Annotated in this window: 22 protein-coding genes; 8 read left to right on the forward strand and 14 right to left on the reverse strand. The window is 61.3% G+C overall.

What is annotated here, in order from left to right:
* Nucleotides 1–13: 13 nt before the first annotated feature.
* Nucleotides 14–874, reverse strand: coding sequence for a LysR family transcriptional regulator (locus tag EDF82_RS19985; RefSeq protein ID WP_123757243.1), 861 nt, complete (start codon nucleotides 872–874; stop codon nucleotides 14–16).
* A gap of 96 nt (nucleotides 875–970) precedes the next feature.
* Between EDF82_RS19985 and EDF82_RS19990 the strand changes: the two genes are divergently transcribed.
* The 8 genes from EDF82_RS19990 (at nucleotide 971) to arnF (ending at nucleotide 9,262) form a co-directional block, all read left to right on the forward strand.
* Nucleotides 971–1,477 carry a phenolic acid decarboxylase gene (locus EDF82_RS19990; RefSeq protein WP_174510213.1) on the forward strand — a complete coding sequence of 169 codons (507 nt, stop codon included), beginning with the start codon at nucleotides 971–973 and terminating at the stop codon, nucleotides 1,475–1,477.
* 397 nt (nucleotides 1,478–1,874) lie between these two features.
* Entirely contained in the window at nucleotides 1,875–3,014 is a 1,140-nt protein-coding gene (gene arnB / locus EDF82_RS19995; protein ID WP_123757245.1) for a UDP-4-amino-4-deoxy-L-arabinose aminotransferase, read from the forward strand.
* Between the two features lies 1 nt (nucleotide 3,015).
* Complete coding sequence (gene arnC, locus EDF82_RS20000; protein ID WP_123757246.1) at nucleotides 3,016–3,999, forward strand: undecaprenyl-phosphate 4-deoxy-4-formamido-L-arabinose transferase; 984 nt, start codon at nucleotides 3,016–3,018, stop codon at nucleotides 3,997–3,999.
* On the forward strand, nucleotides 3,996–5,981 hold the full coding sequence (gene arnA, locus EDF82_RS20005; protein WP_123757247.1) for a bifunctional UDP-4-amino-4-deoxy-L-arabinose formyltransferase/UDP-glucuronic acid oxidase ArnA: 1,986 nt from the start codon (nucleotides 3,996–3,998) through the stop codon (nucleotides 5,979–5,981). Before arnC ends, arnA begins: the two co-directional genes overlap by 4 nt.
* Nucleotides 5,978–6,880: a 4-deoxy-4-formamido-L-arabinose-phosphoundecaprenol deformylase gene (gene arnD / locus EDF82_RS20010; protein WP_123757248.1), complete on the forward strand. Its 903-nt coding sequence runs from the start codon at nucleotides 5,978–5,980 to the stop codon at nucleotides 6,878–6,880. Before arnA ends, arnD begins: the two co-directional genes overlap by 4 nt.
* The gene (gene arnT, locus EDF82_RS20015) at nucleotides 6,877–8,532 is read left to right on the forward strand and encodes a lipid IV(A) 4-amino-4-deoxy-L-arabinosyltransferase (RefSeq protein WP_123757249.1); all 1,656 of its coding nucleotides are present in this window, start codon (nucleotides 6,877–6,879) and stop codon (nucleotides 8,530–8,532) included. Before arnD ends, arnT begins: the two co-directional genes overlap by 4 nt.
* Nucleotides 8,529–8,867, forward strand: a complete 339-nt coding sequence (gene arnE, locus EDF82_RS20020) for a 4-amino-4-deoxy-L-arabinose-phosphoundecaprenol flippase subunit ArnE (RefSeq protein WP_123757250.1) — start codon at nucleotides 8,529–8,531, stop codon at nucleotides 8,865–8,867. Before arnT ends, arnE begins: the two co-directional genes overlap by 4 nt.
* Complete coding sequence (gene arnF, locus EDF82_RS20025; RefSeq protein WP_123757251.1) at nucleotides 8,867–9,262, forward strand: 4-amino-4-deoxy-L-arabinose-phosphoundecaprenol flippase subunit ArnF; 396 nt, start codon at nucleotides 8,867–8,869, stop codon at nucleotides 9,260–9,262. The genes arnE and arnF overlap by 1 nt, the downstream gene beginning before the upstream one ends.
* On the opposite strand, the gene acpT is transcribed toward arnF, so the two are convergent.
* Genes acpT through EDF82_RS20090 form a run of 13 tightly spaced genes read right to left on the reverse strand, consistent with a single transcriptional unit; the run spans nucleotide 9,252 to nucleotide 21,281 of the window.
* Entirely contained in the window at nucleotides 9,252–9,821 is a 570-nt protein-coding gene (gene acpT, locus EDF82_RS20030) for a 4'-phosphopantetheinyl transferase AcpT (RefSeq protein WP_123757252.1), read from the reverse strand. The two genes, arnF and acpT, sit on opposite strands and share 11 nt — an antisense overlap.
* A gap of 1 nt (nucleotide 9,822) precedes the next feature.
* A complete protein-coding gene (locus EDF82_RS20035; protein ID WP_123757253.1) occupies nucleotides 9,823–11,052 on the reverse strand; it encodes a beta-ketoacyl-ACP synthase in 1,230 nt (409 codons plus the stop codon).
* Entirely contained in the window at nucleotides 11,049–11,780 is a 732-nt protein-coding gene (locus EDF82_RS20040) for a 3-ketoacyl-ACP reductase FabG2 (RefSeq protein WP_123757254.1), read from the reverse strand. The genes EDF82_RS20035 and EDF82_RS20040 overlap by 4 nt, the downstream gene beginning before the upstream one ends.
* Complete coding sequence (locus tag EDF82_RS20045) at nucleotides 11,777–12,253, reverse strand: 3-hydroxy-fatty acyl-ACP dehydratase (RefSeq protein WP_123757255.1); 477 nt, start codon at nucleotides 12,251–12,253, stop codon at nucleotides 11,777–11,779. The genes EDF82_RS20040 and EDF82_RS20045 overlap by 4 nt, the downstream gene beginning before the upstream one ends.
* Entirely contained in the window at nucleotides 12,250–13,419 is a 1,170-nt protein-coding gene (locus EDF82_RS20050) for a beta-ketoacyl-[acyl-carrier-protein] synthase family protein (protein ID WP_123757256.1), read from the reverse strand. The genes EDF82_RS20045 and EDF82_RS20050 overlap by 4 nt, the downstream gene beginning before the upstream one ends.
* A 1-nt stretch (nucleotide 13,420) precedes the next feature.
* Nucleotides 13,421–14,005 carry a DUF3261 domain-containing protein gene (locus EDF82_RS20055; RefSeq protein WP_123757257.1) on the reverse strand — a complete coding sequence of 195 codons (585 nt, stop codon included), beginning with the start codon at nucleotides 14,003–14,005 and terminating at the stop codon, nucleotides 13,421–13,423.
* Nucleotides 14,002–16,326: an MMPL family transporter gene (locus EDF82_RS20060; protein WP_123757258.1), complete on the reverse strand. Its 2,325-nt coding sequence runs from the start codon at nucleotides 16,324–16,326 to the stop codon at nucleotides 14,002–14,004. Before EDF82_RS20060 ends, EDF82_RS20055 begins: the two co-directional genes overlap by 4 nt.
* A complete protein-coding gene (locus EDF82_RS20065) occupies nucleotides 16,295–16,900 on the reverse strand; it encodes an outer membrane lipoprotein carrier protein LolA (RefSeq protein ID WP_123757259.1) in 606 nt (201 codons plus the stop codon). Before EDF82_RS20065 ends, EDF82_RS20060 begins: the two co-directional genes overlap by 32 nt.
* Nucleotides 16,897–17,319 (reverse strand): thioesterase family protein, encoded by a 423-nt coding sequence (locus EDF82_RS20070; RefSeq protein ID WP_123757260.1) that lies wholly within the window; start codon nucleotides 17,317–17,319, stop codon nucleotides 16,897–16,899. The genes EDF82_RS20065 and EDF82_RS20070 overlap by 4 nt, the downstream gene beginning before the upstream one ends.
* A gap of 3 nt (nucleotides 17,320–17,322) precedes the next feature.
* Nucleotides 17,323–19,014, reverse strand: a complete 1,692-nt coding sequence (locus tag EDF82_RS20075) for a glycosyltransferase (protein ID WP_123757261.1) — start codon at nucleotides 19,012–19,014, stop codon at nucleotides 17,323–17,325.
* The gene (locus EDF82_RS20080) at nucleotides 19,005–19,358 is read right to left on the reverse strand and encodes a hydroxymyristoyl-ACP dehydratase (protein WP_123757262.1); all 354 of its coding nucleotides are present in this window, start codon (nucleotides 19,356–19,358) and stop codon (nucleotides 19,005–19,007) included. Before EDF82_RS20080 ends, EDF82_RS20075 begins: the two co-directional genes overlap by 10 nt.
* Nucleotides 19,345–20,703, reverse strand: coding sequence for an AMP-binding protein (locus tag EDF82_RS20085; protein WP_123757263.1), 1,359 nt, complete (start codon nucleotides 20,701–20,703; stop codon nucleotides 19,345–19,347). The genes EDF82_RS20080 and EDF82_RS20085 overlap by 14 nt, the downstream gene beginning before the upstream one ends.
* Complete coding sequence (locus EDF82_RS20090; RefSeq protein ID WP_123757264.1) at nucleotides 20,700–21,281, reverse strand: hypothetical protein; 582 nt, start codon at nucleotides 21,279–21,281, stop codon at nucleotides 20,700–20,702. Before EDF82_RS20090 ends, EDF82_RS20085 begins: the two co-directional genes overlap by 4 nt.
* Nucleotides 21,282–21,284 lie beyond the last annotated feature (3 nt).

Consider the following 21,284-nt stretch of genomic DNA (forward strand, 5'->3'; position numbering starts at 1 on the left):
GATATTCGGCGGATCACGGCGTTCTGAACAGCGCCAGCAATGTTGCAAGCGGCTTATCAATGGGGGCCAGATCGCGCTTGACGATCAGGTGCAGCGGCGTGGCGCGGCGGGTGCCATGGGCGAGAGGCAGAATCTTCAACGTCCCCTGTTGCAGCCGGTCGCGGATGCGTTCTTCCGGGAGCCAGCCGAAACCAACCTGATACAGCACCGCGTCAATGGCCGCATCGATGGTGGAAAAGGTCCAGGCATCCCGGCTGGCCTGCGGATCGTCGCTGCGATCGGCGATGCGGACGAGGGGCCAGGGGGCCAGCGCGTTGTCGTCCAGCGGGCCGCTCAGCGCGGCAAGCGGGTGATGCTGGTGGGCCACCGCGACAAAATCGATATTCATCAGCCACTCGCCGCGCCCGGTAATATCCTGACGGCGGGTTAAGACCATCACATCGGCTTCGCTGAAGGCCTCGCTCTCCTCTTTTCTGTTCTCCAGCACTTCGGTCAGCCGGACCTGGGTCTGAGGGTGCTGCTGCTGGAACTGGCGCAGAATGGCAAACAGCCGTTCGCGGGGAAAAATGCTGTCCACCACCAGATCCAGCCGGGTGCGCGCGCCGTTATGCAGCGTGGCGGCGCGGGTTTCCACATAGGAAAACGCCTGCAGCAGCGGCTTCACCTGGCTCAGCAGCAGCTCTCCGGCAGGGGTCAGCACCGCGCGGCGGCCGGCGGGCTGCAGCAGCGCGACCCCGAGCCTCTCCTGCAACAGGGCGAGGTTATAGCTGACCGACGACTGGCTACGGTGCGTCTCGTCCGCCGCTTTGGCGAAGCTGCCCAGTTCGATCACTCTCTCCAGCAAAGCCCATTGTTCCAGCGTTGTCTTGTGCATAACTCATCTAAAAAATGAATGTATTTCATCCAAACATAGCGTTATTCATTCATTTTTTAAAGCCGTATGCTGAGTCTCAACAGCAAAGGAGAAGACATTATGAACACTTTTGATAAACACGACTTGAGCGGCTTTATCGGCAAACATCTGGTTTATACCTACGATAATGGCTGGAACTACGAGATTTATGTCAAAAACGGCCACACGCTGGATTACCGTATTCACAGCGGTATCGTCGCCAACCGTTGGGTAAAAGACCAGCAGGCGTACATCGTGCGGGTGGGGGCGAGCATTTATAAAATTTCGTGGACCGAACCGACCGGTACCGACGTCAGCCTGATTGTTAACCTCGGCGATAAACTGTTTCACGGCACCATCTTTTTCCCACGTTGGGTGATCAATAACCCGGAAAAAACCGTCTGCTTCCAGAACGATCATATTCCGCTGATGGAATCCTACCGCGCCGCCGGTCCGGCCTACCCGACCGAAGTGATTGATGAGTTCGCCACGATTACCTTTGTGCGTGATTGCGGTGCGGATAATGACAGCGTGATTAATTGCCCGGCGAGTGAATTACCTGCTGATTTTCCTGCAAACTTGTAATCCCCTGGAAATAAATTTGTGATCTGATTGAACTTTATTTTCCACGGACTGAGAATTAAACCTCATCTATTGTTTCGCCGTTTAATGTTTGTTTACTTTATACCGACAGGCGTCTGCTTCTGGTGCAGGCAGGCGTCTCGTTTCGTTGTTATCCCTTTCCATTTTTTATATATATATTTCATTTAAAAACAATGAATTATACATATCACATCAAATAATATTAATTTCTTAATATTATCCTAAGCAACCCCGTCTAGATTTAATAATATCGAATACCCTGGAATGAAATGTGGCATTTAAATGCGTCCATTTTCATTTTGTTTAAGTCCGCTGGCGCAGGATATTTTTTCTATCAGACCCGCAATCAGCGATGGGTCATATACCGAACAGGAAAATGATGAGCGAATTTTTGCCGTTTTCGCGCCCGTCGATGGGTGACGCAGAGCTGGCTGCGCTGCGTGAAGTTTTGCAATCGGGTTGGATCACCACCGGGCCGAAAAACCAGGCGCTGGAAGAGGCCTTCTGCGCGTTAACCGGCAACCGTCACGCGGTGGCGGTCAGTTCGGCGACCGGCGGCATGCACGTCACGCTGATGGCGCTGGGTATTGGTCCGGGCGATGAAGTGATCACCCCGTCACAGACCTGGGTGTCCACGCTGAACATGATTTGTCTGCTGGGGGCGACGCCGGTGATGATTGACGTCGACCGCGACAACCTGATGATTACCCCGGAGGCCGTTGAGGCGGCGATCACCCCGCAGACCAAAGCGATTATTCCGGTGCATTACGCCGGAGCGCCCGCCGATATCGACGCCATCCGCGCGGTAGCGGCGCGCCACGGTATCCCGGTTATCGAAGATGCCGCGCATGCGGCGGGGACCTACTACAAGGGTCGCCACGTGGGGGAGCGCGGCTGCGCGATCTTCTCCTTCCATGCCATTAAGAACATGACCTGCGCCGAAGGAGGGCTGATTGTCACCGATGATGAGCAACTGGCCGCACGTATTCGCAGCCTGAAGTTCCACGGTCTTGGCGTGGACGCCTATGACCGCCAGACCCACGGCCGGGCGCCGCAGGCGGAAGTCATTTCCCCTGGTTTCAAATACAACCTGGCCGATATCAACGCCGCGCTGGCGCTGGTTCAGCTGGATAAACTCGCCCATGCCAACCAGCGTCGTACCGAGATTGCCCAACGCTACCTGCGCGAGCTGGCGGATACGCCATTCGAACCGCTGATGGTCCCCGCGTGGCAGCACCAGCACGCCTGGCATCTGTTTATCATCCGCGTGGATGAGGCCACCTGCGGGATCGGCCGCGATGCCCTGATGGAACAACTGAAAGCCATGGGGATTGGCACCGGTCTGCACTTCCGGGCGGCGCACACCCAAAAGTACTACCGTGAACGATTCCCGACGTTGTCCTTACCGAATACGGAATGGAACAGCGCGCGCATCTGTTCGCTTCCTCTGTTCCCGGATATGACCGATGACGATGTGACCCGCGTCATTTCCGCGCTGCACCAGCTGTCAGGATGTTGATATGTTTACTTACCCTCCCGTGAAAAAGGTCTCGGTCGTCATTCCGGTTTATAACGAACAGGAAAGCCTGCCCGAGCTGATTCGCCGTACCGATGCCGCCTGCGCGACGCTGGGCCGCCAGTATGAAATTTTACTGGTGGACGATGGCAGCAGCGATGAGTCAGCCCGCATGTTGACCGACGCCGCTGAAGCCGAAGGCAGCCACGTAGTGGCGGTGTTGCTTAACCGCAACTACGGCCAGCACTCGGCGATCATGGCCGGCTTCAGCCATGTCACCGGCGATCTGATTATTACCCTTGATGCCGACCTGCAAAACCCGCCGGAAGAGATCCCGCGGTTGGTGGCGAAGGCCGATGAAGGCTACGACGTGGTCGGTACGGTGCGACAGAATCGCCAGGATACCTTCTTTCGCAAAAGCGCCTCGAAGATGATCAACCGCCTGATCCAACGCACCACCGGTAAAGCGATGGGCGACTACGGCTGCATGCTGCGCGCCTATCGCCGCCACATTATCGACGCAATGCTCAACTGCCATGAGCGCAGCACCTTTATTCCGATTCTGGCCAATACCTTTGCCCGCCGGGCGGTTGAAATCCCGGTGATGCACGCGGAACGCGAATTTGGCGATTCGAAATACAGCTTTATGCGCCTGATTAACCTGATGTACGACCTGGTGACCTGTTTAACCACCACGCCGCTGCGTCTGCTGAGCGTTTTTGGCAGCGTCATCGCCCTGCTGGGCTTTGCTTTTGCCTTCCTGCTGGTCTTCTTGCGGCTGGTGTTTGGCCCGCAGTGGGCGGCGGAAGGGGTGTTCATGCTGTTTGCTGTGCTGTTTATGTTTATCGGCGCGCAGTTTGTCGGCATGGGCCTGCTCGGGGAGTATATCGGCCGCATCTATAACGATGTCCGCGCCCGTCCCCGTTACTTTATTCAACGTGTTATTCGTCAGCCGGAAACGGCGTCTCAAGAGGAAGATCGTTCATGAAAGCCGTAGTCTTCGCTTATCACGATATGGGGTGTGCCGGTATTCAGTCTCTGCTGGATTCTGGCTATGACATCGCCGCTATTTTTACCCATCCGGATAACCCTGGCGAAAACCACTTCTTTGGCTCGGTGGCGCGTATTGCGGCTGAGCAAGGTATCCCGGTGTGGGCTCCAGAAGATGTTAACCATCCACTGTGGATTGAACGTATCCGTACCATGAATCCGGACGTGCTGTTCTCTTTCTACTACCGCAATCTGCTGAGCGATGAGATCCTCAGCCTGGCGCCGCAAGGGGCCTTCAACCTGCACGGTTCCCTGCTGCCGAAGTATCGTGGCCGCGCGCCGCTGAACTGGGTGCTGGTGAACGGTGAAACCGAAACCGGCGTCACCCTGCACCGGATGGTCAATCGTGCCGATGCGGGCGATATCGTGGCGCAGCAGGCGGTGGCGATTGGCGCCGATGACGCTGCGCTGACCCTGCACCGCAAGCTGTGTTCTGCGGCGTCAGACCTGCTGGGCCAGGCATTGCCGGCGATCCGTGCGGGCAATATTGAGGCGCGGGCGCAGGATGAGAGTCAGGCCACCTACGTGGGCCGCCGCACGCCGGAAGATGGCCGTCTCGACTGGGAGCAGCCGGCGCTGGCGCTGCATAACCTGGTGCGTGCCGTCTCCGACCCGTGGCCGGGCGCCTTCGGCTACGCCGGGGCCAACAAATTTATCGTCTGGAAATCCCGCGTGCGCCACGATCTGGCCGCCGCGAAGCCGGGGACGGTGATATCCACCTCTCCGCTGGTGGTAGCCTGTCAGGATGGTGCGCTGGAGATCCTGACCGGGCAAACCGACCGCGGCGTTTACATGCAGGGTACCCAGCTGGCGCAGGTGCTGGGGCTGGTTTGCGGCGCGGTGCTGAGCAGCAAACCGGTGGTGGCAATCAAACGCCGTACCCGGGTGCTGATCCTCGGCGTTAACGGCTTTATCGGTAACCACCTGACCGAACGCCTGCTCGCCGACGACAACTACGAAATCTATGGCCTGGATATCGGTTCTGACGCCATCAGCCGTTTCCTCGGCAACCCGCGCTTCCATTTTGTGGAGGGCGATATCAGCATTCACTCCGAGTGGATCGAATATCACATTAAGAAATGCGACGTGGTACTGCCGCTGGTGGCTATCGCGACGCCGATCGAATACACCCGCAACCCGCTGCGCGTGTTCGAGCTGGATTTCGAAGAGAACCTGAAGATTATCCGCGACTGCGTGAAATACGATAAGCGCATCATCTTCCCGTCGACCTCCGAAGTGTACGGCATGTGCACCGACAAAAACTTCGACGAAGACAGCTCGACTCTGGTGGTTGGCCCAATCAACAAACAGCGCTGGATTTACTCGGTTTCGAAGCAGCTGCTTGACCGCGTGATCTGGGCTTACGGCGACAAATCCGGCCTGCGCTTCACCCTGTTCCGTCCGTTCAACTGGATGGGGCCGCGTCTGGATAACCTTAACGCCGCGCGTATCGGTAGCTCCCGCGCCATCACGCAGCTGATCCTTAACCTGGTTGAAGGCTCGCCGATTAAGCTTATCGAAGGCGGGAAGCAGAAGCGCTGCTTTACCGACATCAGCGACGGGATTGAAGCCCTGTTCCGTATTATCGAGAACAAAGACGGCCACTGCGACGGGCAGATTATCAACATCGGCAACCCGGATAACGAAGCCAGTATCAAAGAGCTGGCGGAGATGCTGCTGGGATGCTTCGAGCGTCATCCGCTGCGCAGCAACTTCCCGCCGTTCGCCGGTTTCCGCGATGTCGAGAGCAGCGACTACTATGGCAAAGGCTACCAGGATGTTGAGCATCGCAAGCCGAGCATTCGCAACGCGAAACGCTGCCTGAACTGGGCGCCAGCCGTGCCGATGGAAGAAACCGTGGAACATACGCTGGACTTCTTCCTGCGCACCGTTGAACTGGTGGACGACAAGACATCATGAAACAGGTCGGCTTACGCATAGATGTCGATACCTTTCGCGGTACCCGGGACGGGGTGCCGCGCCTGCTGAGCCTGCTGGGACAGCATGGGATTCAGGCAAGCTTCTTTTTCAGCGTGGGGCCGGACAATATGGGGCGTCATTTATGGCGCCTGATTAAACCGAAGTTTCTGTGGAAGATGCTGCGTTCCAACGCCGCCTCGCTGTACGGCTGGGATATTCTGCTGGCCGGGACTGCCTGGCCCGGACGGCGGATTGGCGCGGGGAATGAAGCAGTGATCCGTGCGACAGCGCAGGATCATGAGGTGGGGCTGCATGCCTGGGACCACTACAGCTGGCAGGCATGGAGCGGCGTCTGGCCGCAGGAACGTCTGGCGCTGGAGGTTGAACGCGGCCTGCTGGAACTGGAGAGGATCATCGGCCGTTCGGTCACCTGTTCCGCCGTTGCGGGCTGGCGGGCGGATCAGCGGGTGGTCAAAGCCAAAGAGTCATGCAATTTTCTCTACAACAGCGACTGTCGGGGAACCCGACCGTTCCTGCCGCTGTTGGGCGACAAGGCGACGGGCACCGTGCAGATCCCAGTGACGCTGCCCACCTGGGATGAAGTGGTCGGCAGTCGCGTCGACGCCGCGGGTTTCAACCGCTATCTTCTGGACAGGATCCACCAGGATCGCGGCACGCCGGTCTACACCATTCATGCCGAAGTGGAAGGCATTGCCTTTGCACAACAGTTTGATGAACTGCTGACGATGGCCGCGCAAGAGGAAATCCAGTTTTGCCCGCTGAGCCAGCTGCTGCCCGCTGATTTTAGCGCGCTGCCGTTAGGTAAAGTGGTGCGTGGTGAACTGGCTGGCCGGGAAGGCTGGCTTGGGCGTGAACAATTATTGAGTCAGGACGTATGAAAAGCCTTCGTTATAGCGTCGTTTTAGGGGTGCTATTTGCGCTCTATTATTTACTTCCGCTCAATTTCCGCCTGCTCTGGCAGCCGGATGAAACGCGCTATGCGGAAATCAGCCGTGAAATGCTGGCATCCGGTGACTGGGTGGTACCGCATTTTCTTGGGCTACGCTATTTTGAAAAACCCATTGCCGGATACTGGATGAACAGCATCGGGCAGTGGCTGTTTGGTCACAATAACTTCGGCGTGCGCTTTGGGGCGGTATTTTCGATTAGCGTCACCGCGCTGCTGGTGGCGTGGCTGGCGTGGCGCATCTGGCGGGATAAGCGGGTGGCGATACTGTCCGGGGTGATCTTCCTGACCGCGCTGCTGGTATACAGCATTGGTACCTATGCGGTGCTGGACCCGATGATAACCTTGTGGATGGCCCTGGCGATGTGCAGTTTCTGGAGCGCCGCTCAGGCGCAGACCCGAGGCGGCAAAATCGCCGGCTATGCGCTGCTGGGAGTGGCCTGCGGCATGGGGGTGATGACCAAAGGTTTCCTTGCGCTGGCGGTGCCGGTTATCGGGGTTTTACCGTGGATCATTGCGCGCAAACGCTGGCGTGAGGTGTTGACCTACGGCTGGCTGGCGGTCGGGGTCTGCATTCTGATGGTGCTGCCCTGGGGGCTGGCTATCGCCAACCGCGAACCGGATTTCTGGCGCTACTTCTTCTGGGTGGAGCATATTCAGCGCTTTGCCGAGAAAGACGCCCAGCATAAGGCACCGTTCTGGTATTACATTCCGTTCCTGATTGCCGGTAGCCTGCCGTGGCTGGCGCTGCTGCCCGGTGCGTTAAAGCGCGGCTGGAGCGAGCGCGATGAGGCGCGCGGGGCGCTGTATCTGCTCGGCTGGGTGGTGATGCCGTTGCTGTTCTTCAGCATTGCGAAAGGCAAACTGCCGACCTACATCCTGCCGTGCTTCGCGCCGCTGTCGATCCTGATGGCGCGCTATGGGCTGGATGCGGCGAAAGCCGGGGCCAAAGCGCTACGGATTAACGGCCTCATCAACCTGATTTTCGGCCTGGCGGGTCTGGTGGCGGTGCTGGTGGTGTCGCCGTGGGGCGTCATGCATAAGCCGGTCTGGAGCCAGATTGAGCTGTATAAATGCCTGCTGGCGGCCATCGCGTTTGCGGTCTGGGCAGCGATGGGCTGGCTGGCGATGAAAGATAACGGTCGTCGCTGGACCTTAGCCGCCTGCTGTCCGCTGGGGCTGGCGCTGTTGATTGGCTTCGCGATCCCGGACCGGGTGATCGATAGCAAACAGCCGCAGTTTATGGTGGATATCGTCGGCGAGTCGCTGGCGCCCAGCCGCTACGTGTTGAGTAATAACGTCGGCATTGCCGCAGGGCTGGCGTGGGAGCTGAAGCGCAGCGATATCATCATGTATGGCAAGCAGGGCGAGCTGAAGTACGGCTTAAGCTGGGCGGATGCCAAAAATAGCTTTGTGAGCCAGAGTGAGTTTGCCGGCTGGCTGGCAACCCATCGTCAGCAAGGGCCGGTTTCGCTGGTGCTGCTGATGGATAAAGGAGAGAACATGGCCGATTTACCCCTCCCGAAACCTGACAATGTGTATGTGTTAGAGCGGGTCGTGTTTCTTCAGTATTTGCCGCAATGAGTACCTGGATCTGTCTGGCACTGGCGAGCCTGCTGAGCTGTGCAGGCCAGCTGTGCCAGAAACAGGCGACGCGCCCGTCGAAATCCCGGCGGCGCGGTCGCCATATTCTCGGCTGGCTGGGGCTGGCGCTGCTGGCGCTTGGCGGCGGGATGCTGCTGTGGCTGAGCGTCCTGCAATCCATCCCGGTGAGCGTGGCCTATCCGATGCTGAGCCTCAATTTTGTCTGGGTGACGTTAGCGGCCTGGGGGCTCTGGCGTGAACCGGTGGCGCCGCGTCACTGGGCTGGCGTGGGGTTAATTGTCGTCGGGATCGTGATCCTGGGGAGCAGCGTCTGATGGGGTTAATCTGGGCATTATTCAGCGTCGGGCTGGTCAGCGTGGCGCAGCTGCTGCTGCGCGGCGCGATGGTTGCGCTGCCGCCGCTGAGCGACCTGATGGCGTTTCTCAGTCATCTGCTCCATCTGCGCCCCGGCACCTGGAGCCTGCTGCTGGGGCTGAGCGGCTATTTGCTGTCGATGGTCTGCTGGTACTTTGCCCTGCACCGGCTGCCGCTCGCCAAAGCCTATGCGCTGCTGAGCCTCAGCTACATTGTGGTGTGGGCGGCGGCAATCTGGCTTCCCGGATGGCATGAACCGTTCCACTGGCGGGCGCTGGTGGGGGTGCTATTGATCATCGCCGGGGTGCTGACCATCTTCTGGCCGCTAAAACGCCCGGCGTCTCTCAAAGAATAAGCGCGGCATCCACAACAAACGGCGTCGGCGTGCATACCGCAAGGCTCAGGCCATCCAGCTGAATCTGACTGATCGACAACGTTGGGTGGCGGGTGCTGTCGACGCTGGCGATTTGCCAGGCGCTGCCGCCGCGCTGCTTCACCATGGCCTCTTTCCGCGTCCAGATCCGCCAGAATGCGTTGAGCTGCTGCTCCGGCGGTTCCGCTTCCACCTCCGCATGCTCATCCATACTAAAGACCGCATTCGCCAGCCGGCGCCAGTTCTGGCGTGGGCGAATCACTTCGAGATCGCAGCCCACTTCTCCTTCATCGCTAATCAACAGCGCAATATCATCGCCGCTGTGGCTGAGGTTAAACCAGCGCGTGGCGGTGCCGGCGAAGCCCGGTTTGCCCTGCGCGGAGTAGATGATATCTGGTAGCGGTGAGATCGCCTGCGCCAGCAGGGCGCGACCGGCCAGCCAGCTTGCGCGGCGCGCGCCCTGTGGCGCCTGAGCCACGATCTCAGGCGGCAGGGTTTGGGCGCTGAGCGGCGAGATTTTCCGCAGGTACAGTTGATACATATCAGGGCCAGCGCTTAATGATGATGGAGGTATTGATCCCGCCAAAGGCGAAGTTATTGCTCTGCAGGAACTCGCAGTCCAGCGGGCGGGCTTCTCCCATAATGTAATCCAGCTCGCCGCACTGCGGGTCCGGCTGGCGCAGGTTGAGCGTCGGGGCAAACCAGCCTTCGCGCATCATCTGCAGGCTCATCCACGCCTCCAGCGCCCCGCAGGCCCCGAGGGTGTGGCCAAAATAGCTTTTCAGCGACGAGATCGGCACGTTGTTGCCAAACACTGCGGCGCTGGCCTGGCTTTCGGCGATATCGCCGCGGTCGGTTGCCGTGCCGTGTGCGGAGACGTAGCCGATGTCCCGGGCGTCTAAGCCCGCCATTCTGAGCGACTGCTCCATGCAGATTTGCATGGTTTCCTGCTGTGGCTGGGTAATATGCGCGGCATCGCAGTTGGTGGCGAAGCCGACGATCTCGCCGTAAATGGTCGCTCCCCGGGCTTTGGCGTGCTCCAGCTCTTCGAGAATCAGGGTACCGGCGCCTTCGCCAATCACCAGCCCGTCGCGCTGCTCGTCGAACGGCGACGGCGTGGTGGCCGGGGCGTCGTTGCGTTGGCTGGTGGCGAACAGGGTATCGAAGATCGCGGCTTCAGACGGGCACAGCTCTTCCGCGCCGCCGGCGACCATCACCGTCTGATAGCCGTGGCGAATGGCTTCCCAGGCGTAGCCAATCGCCTGGCTGCCAGAGGTGCAGGCGCTGGAGGTCGGGATCACTCGCCCGCGCAGGCCGAAGAACAGGCCGGTGTTGACCGCGGTGGTGTGCGGCATCATCTGCACGTAGGTGGTGCCGGTGATGTTATTGGTGTGCTTTTCCGTCAGCATGGTGGCGAACTCGCTGACCGGACCGGTGCTGCCGGTGGAGGAGCCGTAGGCAATGCCGGTTTCGCCGTTGGTCAGCACCGCATCGCCAATCAGTCCGGCCTGCTCCAGCGCCAGTTCGCTGGCGCGGGTGGACATCAACGACACCCGGCCCATGGCGCGTATCCGCTTGCGGGTATAGTGTTCCGGCAGGCTGAAATCATCGATTGGCGCCCCGAGCAAGGTATGCAGGCCGTCATAGATTTTCCACTCCGGCATGGCGCGCACGGCGTTCTTGTAAGCGCGCAGCCGGGCAGACACCGCCTGCCAGCTTTCACCAAAGGCGGTTACGCCTCCCATACCGGTAATCACGACGCGGCGAGTCATAGCATGCCTCCGTTGATGGAAATCACCTGGCGCGTGACGTAGCCCGCGATATCCGACATTAAATAGCTGGCGAGTCCGGCCACTTCTGCGGCCTGGCCCATGCGTTTCATGGGGATGATCGACATCGCCTCTTTGAGGGCGGCCTCTTCCATGGCGATCATGCCGGTGTCAATCAGGCCGGGGGCAATGCAGTTGACGGTAATTTTGCGTTTTGCCAGCTCAATGGCCAGCGCTTTGGTAGCGCCGATAATACCCGCTTTGGCGGCGCTGTAGTTCACCTGCCCGCGATTGCCCATCACCCCGGATACCGACGACAGCGTAATAATCCGGCCACCCTGGCGGGCGCCAATCATCGGCATAATGCAGGGCTGAATGACGTTATAAAAGCTGTCGAGATTGGTGTGGATCACCGCATCCCAGTCGTTGTCGCTCAGCGCCGGGAAGGCGCCGTCGCGGGTGATACCGGCGTTGCTCACCACGCCATACCACGGGCCGTGGGCGGCGATATCCTGCTCCAGCACCTCGCGGCACTGCTCGCGTTCGGCGACATCAAAGCTCAACAGGCGGCCCGCACCGCCGGCGGCGAGGATTGTCTCCAGCGTCTCCTGCGCCCCTTGGTCATCGCGGTGGTAATGGACGCCGACGACAAAGCCGTCAGCCGCCAGCTGGCAGGCAATGGCCCGGCCGATGCCCTTGCTGGCACCGGTCACTAATACGGAACGGCTCATGGTTTCTCTCCCTGATTAAACAGCGTCGTTAACTCGTCTGGGGTAGGCTGGAAGGTGTTTACACGGCCCGTTGCCAGCGTGGTATCCCCATCAGCGATAGTGCAGTCGAAACTGCCAAAACGGTCATCCTGCATTAACAGCGTGACGGCGATCGTCAACGTGGATCCGGCAGGCAAAATACCGGCGGCGCAGACCAGTTCCCGGGCGCCGAGCACCATCCCAAGGGCGATGCTCTCCTGCTGGTGTTGATGGCGATGCCAGCCTGACCAGACGCCGACGGTCTGTGCCATCAGCTCCAGCGCAAACCAGCCGGGCAGGTTGCCATCGCTATCGACAAACGGCGCCAGCACCCCTGCGGTGTTCACCCCGACGCGGCAGGTGGCGGTCTCTTCGGTGACTTCCACTACCTCTTCGAGCAGCAGCATCGGCGCGTCATGGGGCAGATAGTCGCCGGGGGGCAGATAGTGGCTCATGAACATCTCCCGAGCAGAATGCTGGCGTTATTGCCGCCAAAGGCAAATGAGTTGGAGAGGATCGCCGGGCGCTCGAGTGGCTGCGCGGTGGTGATCAGACCGCAGTCTGCCAGCGCCGGGTCGCGCGGTGACAGCGTGAAGTCCTGGGGCGGTAACGGCAGGTCGCGCTGCAAAATCAGCATCGCGATGGCCGCTTCGGTAATCCCGGCGGCGCCGAGGGTATGCCCGGTCAGGTGTTTGGTGGAGCTGCACGGCACGCGATCCCCGAACAGCGCCTGTACAACCTGCGACTCCACCCGATCGTTCAGCGGAGTCGCGGTGCCGTGCAGGTTGATATAGCCCACGTCATCCGCGCTGATGCCGGCATCGTCGAGAGCCATGGTAATGGCGCGGATCGCCCCTTCGCCCTGAGGATGCGGGGCCGAAATATGGTGAGCGTCGCTTGACTCGCCGACGCCCAGCAGCGCAACAGGCTGCGGCTCGCGGGTGAGCAGCATCAGCGCCGCCCCTTCACCGATGGTGATCCCGTTGCGGTCGCGGGCAAACGGCTGGCACCGCGTGGGAGAGAGCGACTCGAGGCTGTGAAAACCGTTCACCGGCATCCGGCTCAGGGTATCGGCGCCGCCGACGATGGCAACGTCGGCGAGCCCGGCTTCAATCAACCGTCGTCCGCTGATGATGGCCCTGGCGCTGGAGGAGCAGGCGGTGGAGAGGGTAAACGCCGGGCCGTCCAGCGCCAGCCAGTGGCTCAGGAAGCGCGACGGGTCGCCCAGCTCCTGCTGCGGGTATTGCCAGTCGCTGCTGGCGCGGCCGTTGAGGGTGCGGTCAACGTGAATATCCCCCTCGTCGAGCCCGGAGGTGCTGGTACCGAGCACCACCGCCACTCTGTCGTGGCCGAAGCGGGCGATGGTCTCATCAACCTGGGGACGGATCTGCGCCAGCGCCGCCAGCAGCAGCTGGTTGTTGCGCGAGCGGTGGGCGGCAAAGCGCTCCGGGATCGCCGGCAGGGTGGCGTCCACGCCGCCGAATACGGCCTCAGGGACTCCCCGTAGCCAACCGGCGCGCGGTTGCATCCCCGGCGCCACGCCGCGCGTCAGGTTCGCGGCGATCTCGTCCATGTCGTTGCCGAGCGCATTGATCATGCCGACAGCAGAAATATAGATCATCTCAGTCACCCAGATATTGCATGGTGATGTGGTATTTGAAGGCCAGCTGCTCGATGCTGATGGGCATGCGTTTTCCCTGGCGGTTCAGATAGACGATAGCCGTGACCAGCTTGCCCTGCGCGTTACGCAGTTCCCGGCGATCGCCGATGTCGGTCAGGGTCCAGCCGGCCGGAAGCTGCTTCTGCCAGACGGCTATTGGCCAGTGGCTGAGCATCACATCCGCCAGCACCTGGCTGGCGGGCGGCAGCTGCGGCACCACGATCGATTGTTCGGCGCGCAGTCCGCGTTGATCGTAGGTGACGAGAAACAGGCGGATCCCCACCGACGAGAGGCCGGCGAGGGTGATTTTTTGGTCGTCGGCATTGAGCATCACCAGCAGTGACTGGGTCTGGCCGTGAAAACGCCCGGTCAGCAGTTGCTGGGCGCTCAGCGGCGGCGCGATCCCCGGCGGCGGCAAGGTAACGCGGGTCCCCGGCTCCAGCCAGGCCTGGGGACGGCCGTCCTGCGGTTTTGGCGAGTGGCTGCACCCGGCAAGGATAAGGGTGGCAACCAGCGCGGCGGCGCGCCACAGTCTGTGCGTGATCATCGTCTTTTTTTCTCTTTTTTACCGGGCATCGCCATCGGTGACAGCAGGAAGGCGGTGAAAATACCGCTGACCAGCACAATGCCGAAGCTGCTGATGGCCTGGGTGGCGCTGAAGACCAGCATGCCCAGGGTCAGCAGGGTGGTCATCATCGCCAGAATAATCGCCAGCAGCGACGTCAGCGGCGTACCGCGAGGGTTACTGAAAAACAACGTGTAGTTGATGCCAATCCCCAGCACCAGCACCAGCGCCAGCAGGGAGAACAGATTCACGGAGTGGCCGCTCAGGCTGAGCGCCGCCAGCCCGCAGCCGAGCGACAGCACCGACGGCACGAGGCTTTTCAGCCCGCTGCGCCAGCCGAGCCGCAGTATCGCGCCGCAGGCGATCACCGCCAGCGCTACCGCCAGGAGCCCCGTCAGAATATGCCGATAGAGGGCGAACAGGCCGTCAAAGGTGCTTTTTCTGTCGACCCACGCCACGCCGGGCTGCTTCTCGCTCAATGCCTGCAATGCCGCGCTTTCTTTCACGCCGTCAACCGGGATCAGGACGCCGCTTTCCCCACTTTTCAGGGTCAGCCACAGCAGGCGCCAGCCTTCACTGGCCGGGCTGGCAAGCCAGTCCTCAACCGTGACCGGCATGGCGTTAAGATCGACATTAACCGTCTGCACGCCGGCCTGCTGCAGCGCCTGGCTGACCGCCGGGACTGCGGCCTTGAGCAGCGTCAGGTCCTGGCGCTGGCGGGCCAGCGAATTGAGCGGCAGCGTGCGATACCCGGCGATCGTCCCCTGTTTTTTGGCCTGTTCAAGCGCCGGGACAAAGGCCTCCAGCCGCTCCAGGGTTTGCTGCGGGGTCGCCCCGTAGACAACGAACCATTTCTGGTCGACGCTCTGGCCGGTTAAGGCCACGATGGCCTTTTCCTGGGCCAGAATCTGCGGCGGCAGCGCCTGCAGCTGCGAAATATCGTCATCGATACGCAGCGTGGCGATACCGGCCAGCGACACCAGCGCCAGCGCCAGCGGCAGGCCGAGGTACAGTTTTTTACTGCGCCGCCATGCCGCCAGCCAGCGCAGCATCGGCACCATGGCCGGAACCGGGCGAACCGGCAATCCGCGAGACAGCAGCGGATGCCAGAAAATCACCGTCAGGCAGGAGGCGCTCAGCCCGACGGCGGCAAATACCGACATCTGGCGAATGCCGGGGAACGGGGCGAGCATCATAATAAGATAGGCCACCACCGCGGTCAGCAGCGCCAGCAGCAGCGCGCTGCGTACTTTGGCCAGGCTTTGCCACGGCGTGCTCTCGTGGCCGTGGACCATCCGTTCCGTCAGATAGTAGAGCGTATAGTCGGCGGAGATGCCGATAATGCTCATGCTCATCACCAGCGTCATCAGATGCAGTTCGCCGAACAGCAGCAGCGTGGCGACGGTACCCGCCAGCCCGCCTATACCCACGGAAATCAGGCACAGCACTAGCGGTCGCAGCGAGCGGAAGGTCACGATGATTAGCAGCATCACGCCGAGTATCGTGGCGATGCCGAGCGTGGAAATGTCCTGCTTCGCCTGCTGGCTGGCGTAGTCGCTGTAAAAGACCGTCCCGCGTGACAGCAGCTGCGCCTGCGGGTAGCGCGCTTTGAAGGTCTGCTCCAGCCCGGAAAGGGTGGTCACCAGACGGTGCGTCTGCTGCATATCGAAAGAGGAACCGGCCAGTTCGCCGTGGATCAGATACCAGTGATTGCCCTGAGCATCCTGAGTGACCAGCCAGCCCTCTTTCAGCTGCAGGCGCTGGCCGCTTTTTGCCATCGCCAGCTGCGAGCCGCGCATCAGCATCAGCGGATCGCTGTGCAGCTCTTTGCCGCTGACGCCGGAGAAGGCGGAATAGAGCTGGGAGAGCACCCACTGCGCCTGCGCGCTGCCGCCGTTTTGCAGACGGGCGCGGGTCTCGGAGTCGATCATCCCGTTGCGGTGCTGCCAGAAGAAGCTGCCCCAGGCCTGCTGGCTGGCGGCATCCATCGGGCCTTTGACCTCCGCCAGCGCGTGGGACTGTTGCAGCAGGCTGAGCCACGCTTGCGCCACCTGCGGGTCGGCCTGCTTGCCGGAGCTAACCAGCCAGACCAGCTGCCGGTCAAGGCGCTGGGTAAAGCCTTCGTTGAGCGCCGGCGGAATGGCGCCGAGGGTCTGTTTCGGCAGCATGGCCAGCACGCTGCTGTTGATGCGCGACTGCGGCAGCAGCGTCAACAACACCCCCAGCATCAGCAGGCAGACGAGTCCCCACAGCAGCGCAATGCTCCGACGGTTACGGTGCGGTAAATCGTTGTCGTTCGTCATCGGTCAGGTGCGCGGGAGTCAGTTGATGTTGCGATAGCGTGATGTCGGTGCGATCGCCCTGTTTATCATTGAGCTGGATGTGGTCGAGATAGGTCTGCCCGGCCAGATCGATGGTGGCGAAGATCTTATCCAGCGGCGTGGTGAGCGGCGTCAGGCTCAGGGTCCAGCGTCCCTGGCCCTTATCGCTAAATTCGACGCGGAAATTCTGCTCCAGCACGCGGCGGTCGGCCTGGAACAGGGCGCGCAGCAGGTGGTTGAACTGGAACATCTGCGGGTTGTTTTCGGCGGTGATGGTTTGCGGCGGCTGGCCGTTGACCACCTGGACCATCCGTTTATCATCCAGCAGTAGCTGCATCGGGAACGGCGTGGTTTGATCCCACAGCAGACCGGTGTCGCGGGCGATCAACATCGTCCCCTGGGATCGCAGCGGTTGCGGCAGATCCTTAATGGTACGGGTTTGATCGAAGTGGGCGCGGATCACCGGCTGTTCGGTAAAGCGCTGCTGAAGATCGTCCAGCGTCAGGGCGCTGACCAGCGGGCTGAGCAGCAGCGCCAGCAGAGGCCACCATCTCATGGCTTCACCCCCATGCGCTCGAACAGAATATCCGGGCTGACAAAGCTCATCTCACGGCTCTGCTCGTGGACCGCCACCTGAATGGTGTAGCCGGTGGTGGTGCGTTTGCCGCTGTCGGCGGCGAAAATCTCATAGCCGATGCGCAGCCGGTTTTCATACTCTTCGAGCCGGGCGCGCACGCGGATACGCTGTTCAAAGGTCAGCACATCGCGGTACTTTACGCGGGTGTCCACCACCGGCCAGACGTAGCCGGACTCCTTCATCTGCCGGTAGCCATAGTTAAACTGGTTGAGCAGCGCCTCGCGGGCAATCTCGAAGTAGCGAAAGTAGTTACCGTGCCACACCACGCCCATCATATCGACGTCGTGAAACGGGATGGTCAGCTCTACCTCGGTAGTAAAACGGGGATCGTTAAGCACCCTTTACTCCTTCTCTTTGGCATCCGGCAACTGCCAGAAATCGAAAAAATTGAACCAGTCCAATGGTGACTGGAGCGCATAGTGTTCCAGGCGCTGCGCGTAGCGATCGACCGCCTCCTGCAGGGCCGCCTGGCGTTCAGCCCGCGGCAGCGCCAGCGGATCGGCAAAAGGTTCGCAGTGAATATGCAGCTTGCCCTGCTGGCGCAGCGCAAAAATAAGCTGTACCGGGCAACGCAGAATGGCGGCCAGAATAAACGGCCCCTGCGGGAAGGGGGCCGGCTGGCCCATAAATTCGCTCCAGCAGACGCGCCATTCGCCGCCGCGCTGGGGGGTTACGGCTATGCGGTCGCCGACGATAGCCACCCACTCGTTACGCTCCAGCTTCTCTTTCAGCAACATGGCGGTTTCCGGGCCGATATCGTTGACCGGTATCAGGTTCACCCCGGCCTGCGGCGCCATCTCTTCCATGATCTGCTTAAAGCGGCGGGCGTTCTCGCTAAACACCAGCGCGTTAATGACCTGACCGCCCTGCAGTTGCGCCAGTGCCCGACAGGCTTCGACATCGCCGAGGTGCGAGGCCAGCAGCAGTTTGCCGGTAGGGGCGCCGCTATTGAGTGCGGCTTCGGCTCCGGGAGCGAACACAACATCGCGATCGAAACGTAGCTCCCCGCGCCAGCTGGCGATTTTATCGAGCATCGCGTCGCCAAAACGCAGGAAATGGCGATAGCTGGTGAGATGCGCCGGCAGCGGCAGCCGACGGGCGGTCAGCTGCGCGCGGACCCGGGCCAGCCAGTCCTGCGAGGCGCGACGGGCGCGATGTGCGGTCAGCCAGTACACGCCGACCACCGGATAGAGCAGCCATGAGAATACGTTGCGGCCCAGAAGACGCCACACCAGCAGCATCAGACGCATTCCCCATAATCCCCTGACCTCATCCTGGCGCGCCCAGTGGGTCGCCCGGCGGCGCAGCAACAGGGAAGGGATACGCGGCAGCATGCCGAGGAACAGGCGGGTGTGCATCCACGAGATGCGGCAGTTGTCCTTCAGGGCATCGAAATGAGACAGCCCGTCGGCGGGATAGGTGACCCGGGTCGGGACAAAATAGCTGTCATGGCCCTGCCAGTAGAGGCGCACCATGACTTCGGTATCGAAATCCATCCGCTTGCCCAGCGCCACGCGCTGCGCCAGCTGCAACGTCGGGCCAATCGGGTAGACGCGAAAGCCGCACATGCTGTCTTTTAGCTGCAGCGAGAGGGTTTCAATCCACACCCAGATATGGGTTATCCAGCGGCCATACAGCCGCGAGCGGGGAATGGAGTCGTCGTAAATGGGCTGGCCGGAGATCAGCGCGGTAGGGTGCGCCTGCGCCTGCGTCAGCAGCCGGGGAATATCTTCAATGGCGTGCTGGCCATCGGCATCCACCTGCACGGCATGGCTGAACCCGGCGTCGGCGGCGGCCTGCAGACCGCGGATCACCGCACTGCCTTTGCCGGCGTTCTCCGCCAGGCGGATCAGCGTCAGGTTCGGTTCCTGCAGGGCCAGCTGCGCCAGGACCTCGCGGGTTGCCGCGTCGCTGCCGTCATCGACGACGATGCAGGGCAGCGCGAAAGGCTGCAGGCGGGCAATCACCTGCGCCATCATGGCACCGTGGTTGTAGCAGGGGATCACCACGCAGGGCTTGAAGACTAGCGACATAGGCGGATCTTCCCGCTGCTGGCGGTATGACGCGCCTCGCCATCGTGGCGTTGATAGCTGAAGGCCAGTATCTGGCGTTCGGGCTGCCAGCTGAGGCTGAGGGTGACGGTGCTCTCCGGCAGCAGCGGCGCCTGAAATTTAACGTTTTGAATGCTCTGGAACCGCCAGCCTGGCGCCAGCAACGTGGTGGCATAATGCATCACCCAGTCCAGTTGGGCGACGCCGGGCAGCAGCGGCTGGACGGCAAAATGACCGCGGAACCACTGCAGGTCCGGGTCGAGATGCAGGACAATCTCCACCTGCTGGGGTTGTGCCTGATGGCGTTCAATTTCACGGGGTTTCAAGAAACAACTCCTGTAATTGCGCATAGACACGCTTGTTCATGCTGTTGACCGGAATATCGTCGGTAACGCGCCAGTAGCGGGGGATGGCAACCGGCTCCAGCGTCGGGCGCAGCGCCCGTCGCCACGTTTGTTCAAGGGCTTTGCTGGCGTGTTGCCACGTCTGGCGGGTGTGTTCATCCAGCACCAGCAGGACGCCGATATTCTGGCGACCGCCGCGGGTCACGAGCAGCGCGACCGCGTCGCGAATGCCTTCCAGCTCCAGCAAGCGCTGTTCAATGTCGCTGAGCGAAATGCGCTTTTCTTCTATCTTCACGACCCGTCCACGGCGGCCTGCCAGCTGGAAATGGCCGTTGGCGGTGAACTGCAGGCTGTCATCGAGTAACAGGCCGTCTTCTTCGGCTATCAGCGGCGAAAACACGCGGAATGCCTGGTTATGTGGCATAAATCTGACGCCGGGCAGCGGCTGCCAGTCACCGTCTGGCCGATCGCGAAAACGCCAGGCCAGAACGCCGGTTTCGGTGCTGCCGTAAATCTCGTCCGGCCAGCGTTTAAGCCACTCGACCGTGCGGGTAACATCCTGCCACGCCAGCTGGCCCCCGGCGGAGACAATCAGCTCCACCGGCGGTGGCGTCAGCCGGGCATCCAGACGTTTTAACAACGCCGGGCTGCTGATAAACGCATAACGATGCTGCGGGTTGAGGGCGCTAAGCTGTTCGGCGTAGTTCAGCGTCGTGGCGTGCAGCGGCAGGCCAAGCGCCATCGGTAAAAACAGGCGGAAGGTCAGGCCGTACAGGTGCTGGGGCGCTACCGAGGCGACAATGCGGCAGCCGGCCAGCCGTTCGCCAAAGTGCGCGGCCAGCAGGGCGGCTTCGCGGTCGAGGCATACCAGCGGCTTGATCACTCGCTTTGGCTGTCCTGTTGACCCGGAGGTGAACAGCTCCACGCAGGCGTCATCGGCGATATCGCGTAGTGCGCTGGATTGCGTCGTGTCCTGCGGCAAGCTGCTGATGGTCAGCGCCGGGCCGTTCCAGCCGAGGGGTTTATCGCTGAGCAGGCCATCAAACAGCGCCCGCTGTTCATTCAGCAGCGAAACCCGGCTGTGCCCCGGCATCACCGGTGTTTTGCCGGCGTGCAGGGTGGCCAGCAGCGCCACCAGAAACAGGTAGCTGTCGTCGAAACACAGCGCCCAGCGCTGGCCCTGCTGCTGGTCCAGGTGAGTTACCCAACGCGCGACATCGTGGCGCAGGTGGTCGACCGTCCAGCGTTGCTGGCCTTGCCAGGCGATGAGGGTATCGGCGGAGCGCGGGGCGCTCAGCCAGCGGGAGATGGGCAGCGGCGCGTTCATGCGGCGTCTCGCTTAATGACCCGGCGGCGTACCAGCCACTCTCCCGCCATCAGCGTTCCCATCAGCAGGTAGGCGATCATGCCATTCCACGCGGTCCACAGCACCATATCGCCATACAGCGCTGTGAACAGGGCGATACTGCCGTTAGCGATAAAAAACAGGCTCCAGATCTGCGTGACCCGGCGGGTATAGCGGATAGCCGCGGCGGGAAGCTGAGGATCCTGGAAGCGCGCCAGGCGTTCAACGATCGGCATCGCCGACCACAGCGAGCCGCCGAAAATGGTCAGCATCACAGCGTTGACCACCACCGGGTAAAACAGCAGCAGCTGATGCGTTTTCAGCACATAGCTGGCCGTACACAGCGTGATACCGGCCAGCGCCACGACCTGGGTGACGATGCGCAGAGGCCCGGCCTGACGCCGGGTCTGATAGAAGCGTAAAAACAGCAGTAGCGCCATCACCGGAAGCAGCCAGTGCAGACTGTTATGCGCCAGACCCAGCCAGATTAACCCAGGCCAGGCGAGCAGCAGCAGATTCGTCAGCAGCGGTATCCCCCGACGCGAAAAGGCCTCCGACATGCG

It is taken from the genome of Klebsiella sp. BIGb0399, from assembly GCF_003752615.1.
Taxonomy (GTDB): Bacteria; Pseudomonadota; Gammaproteobacteria; order Enterobacterales; family Enterobacteriaceae; genus Klebsiella; species Klebsiella lignicola.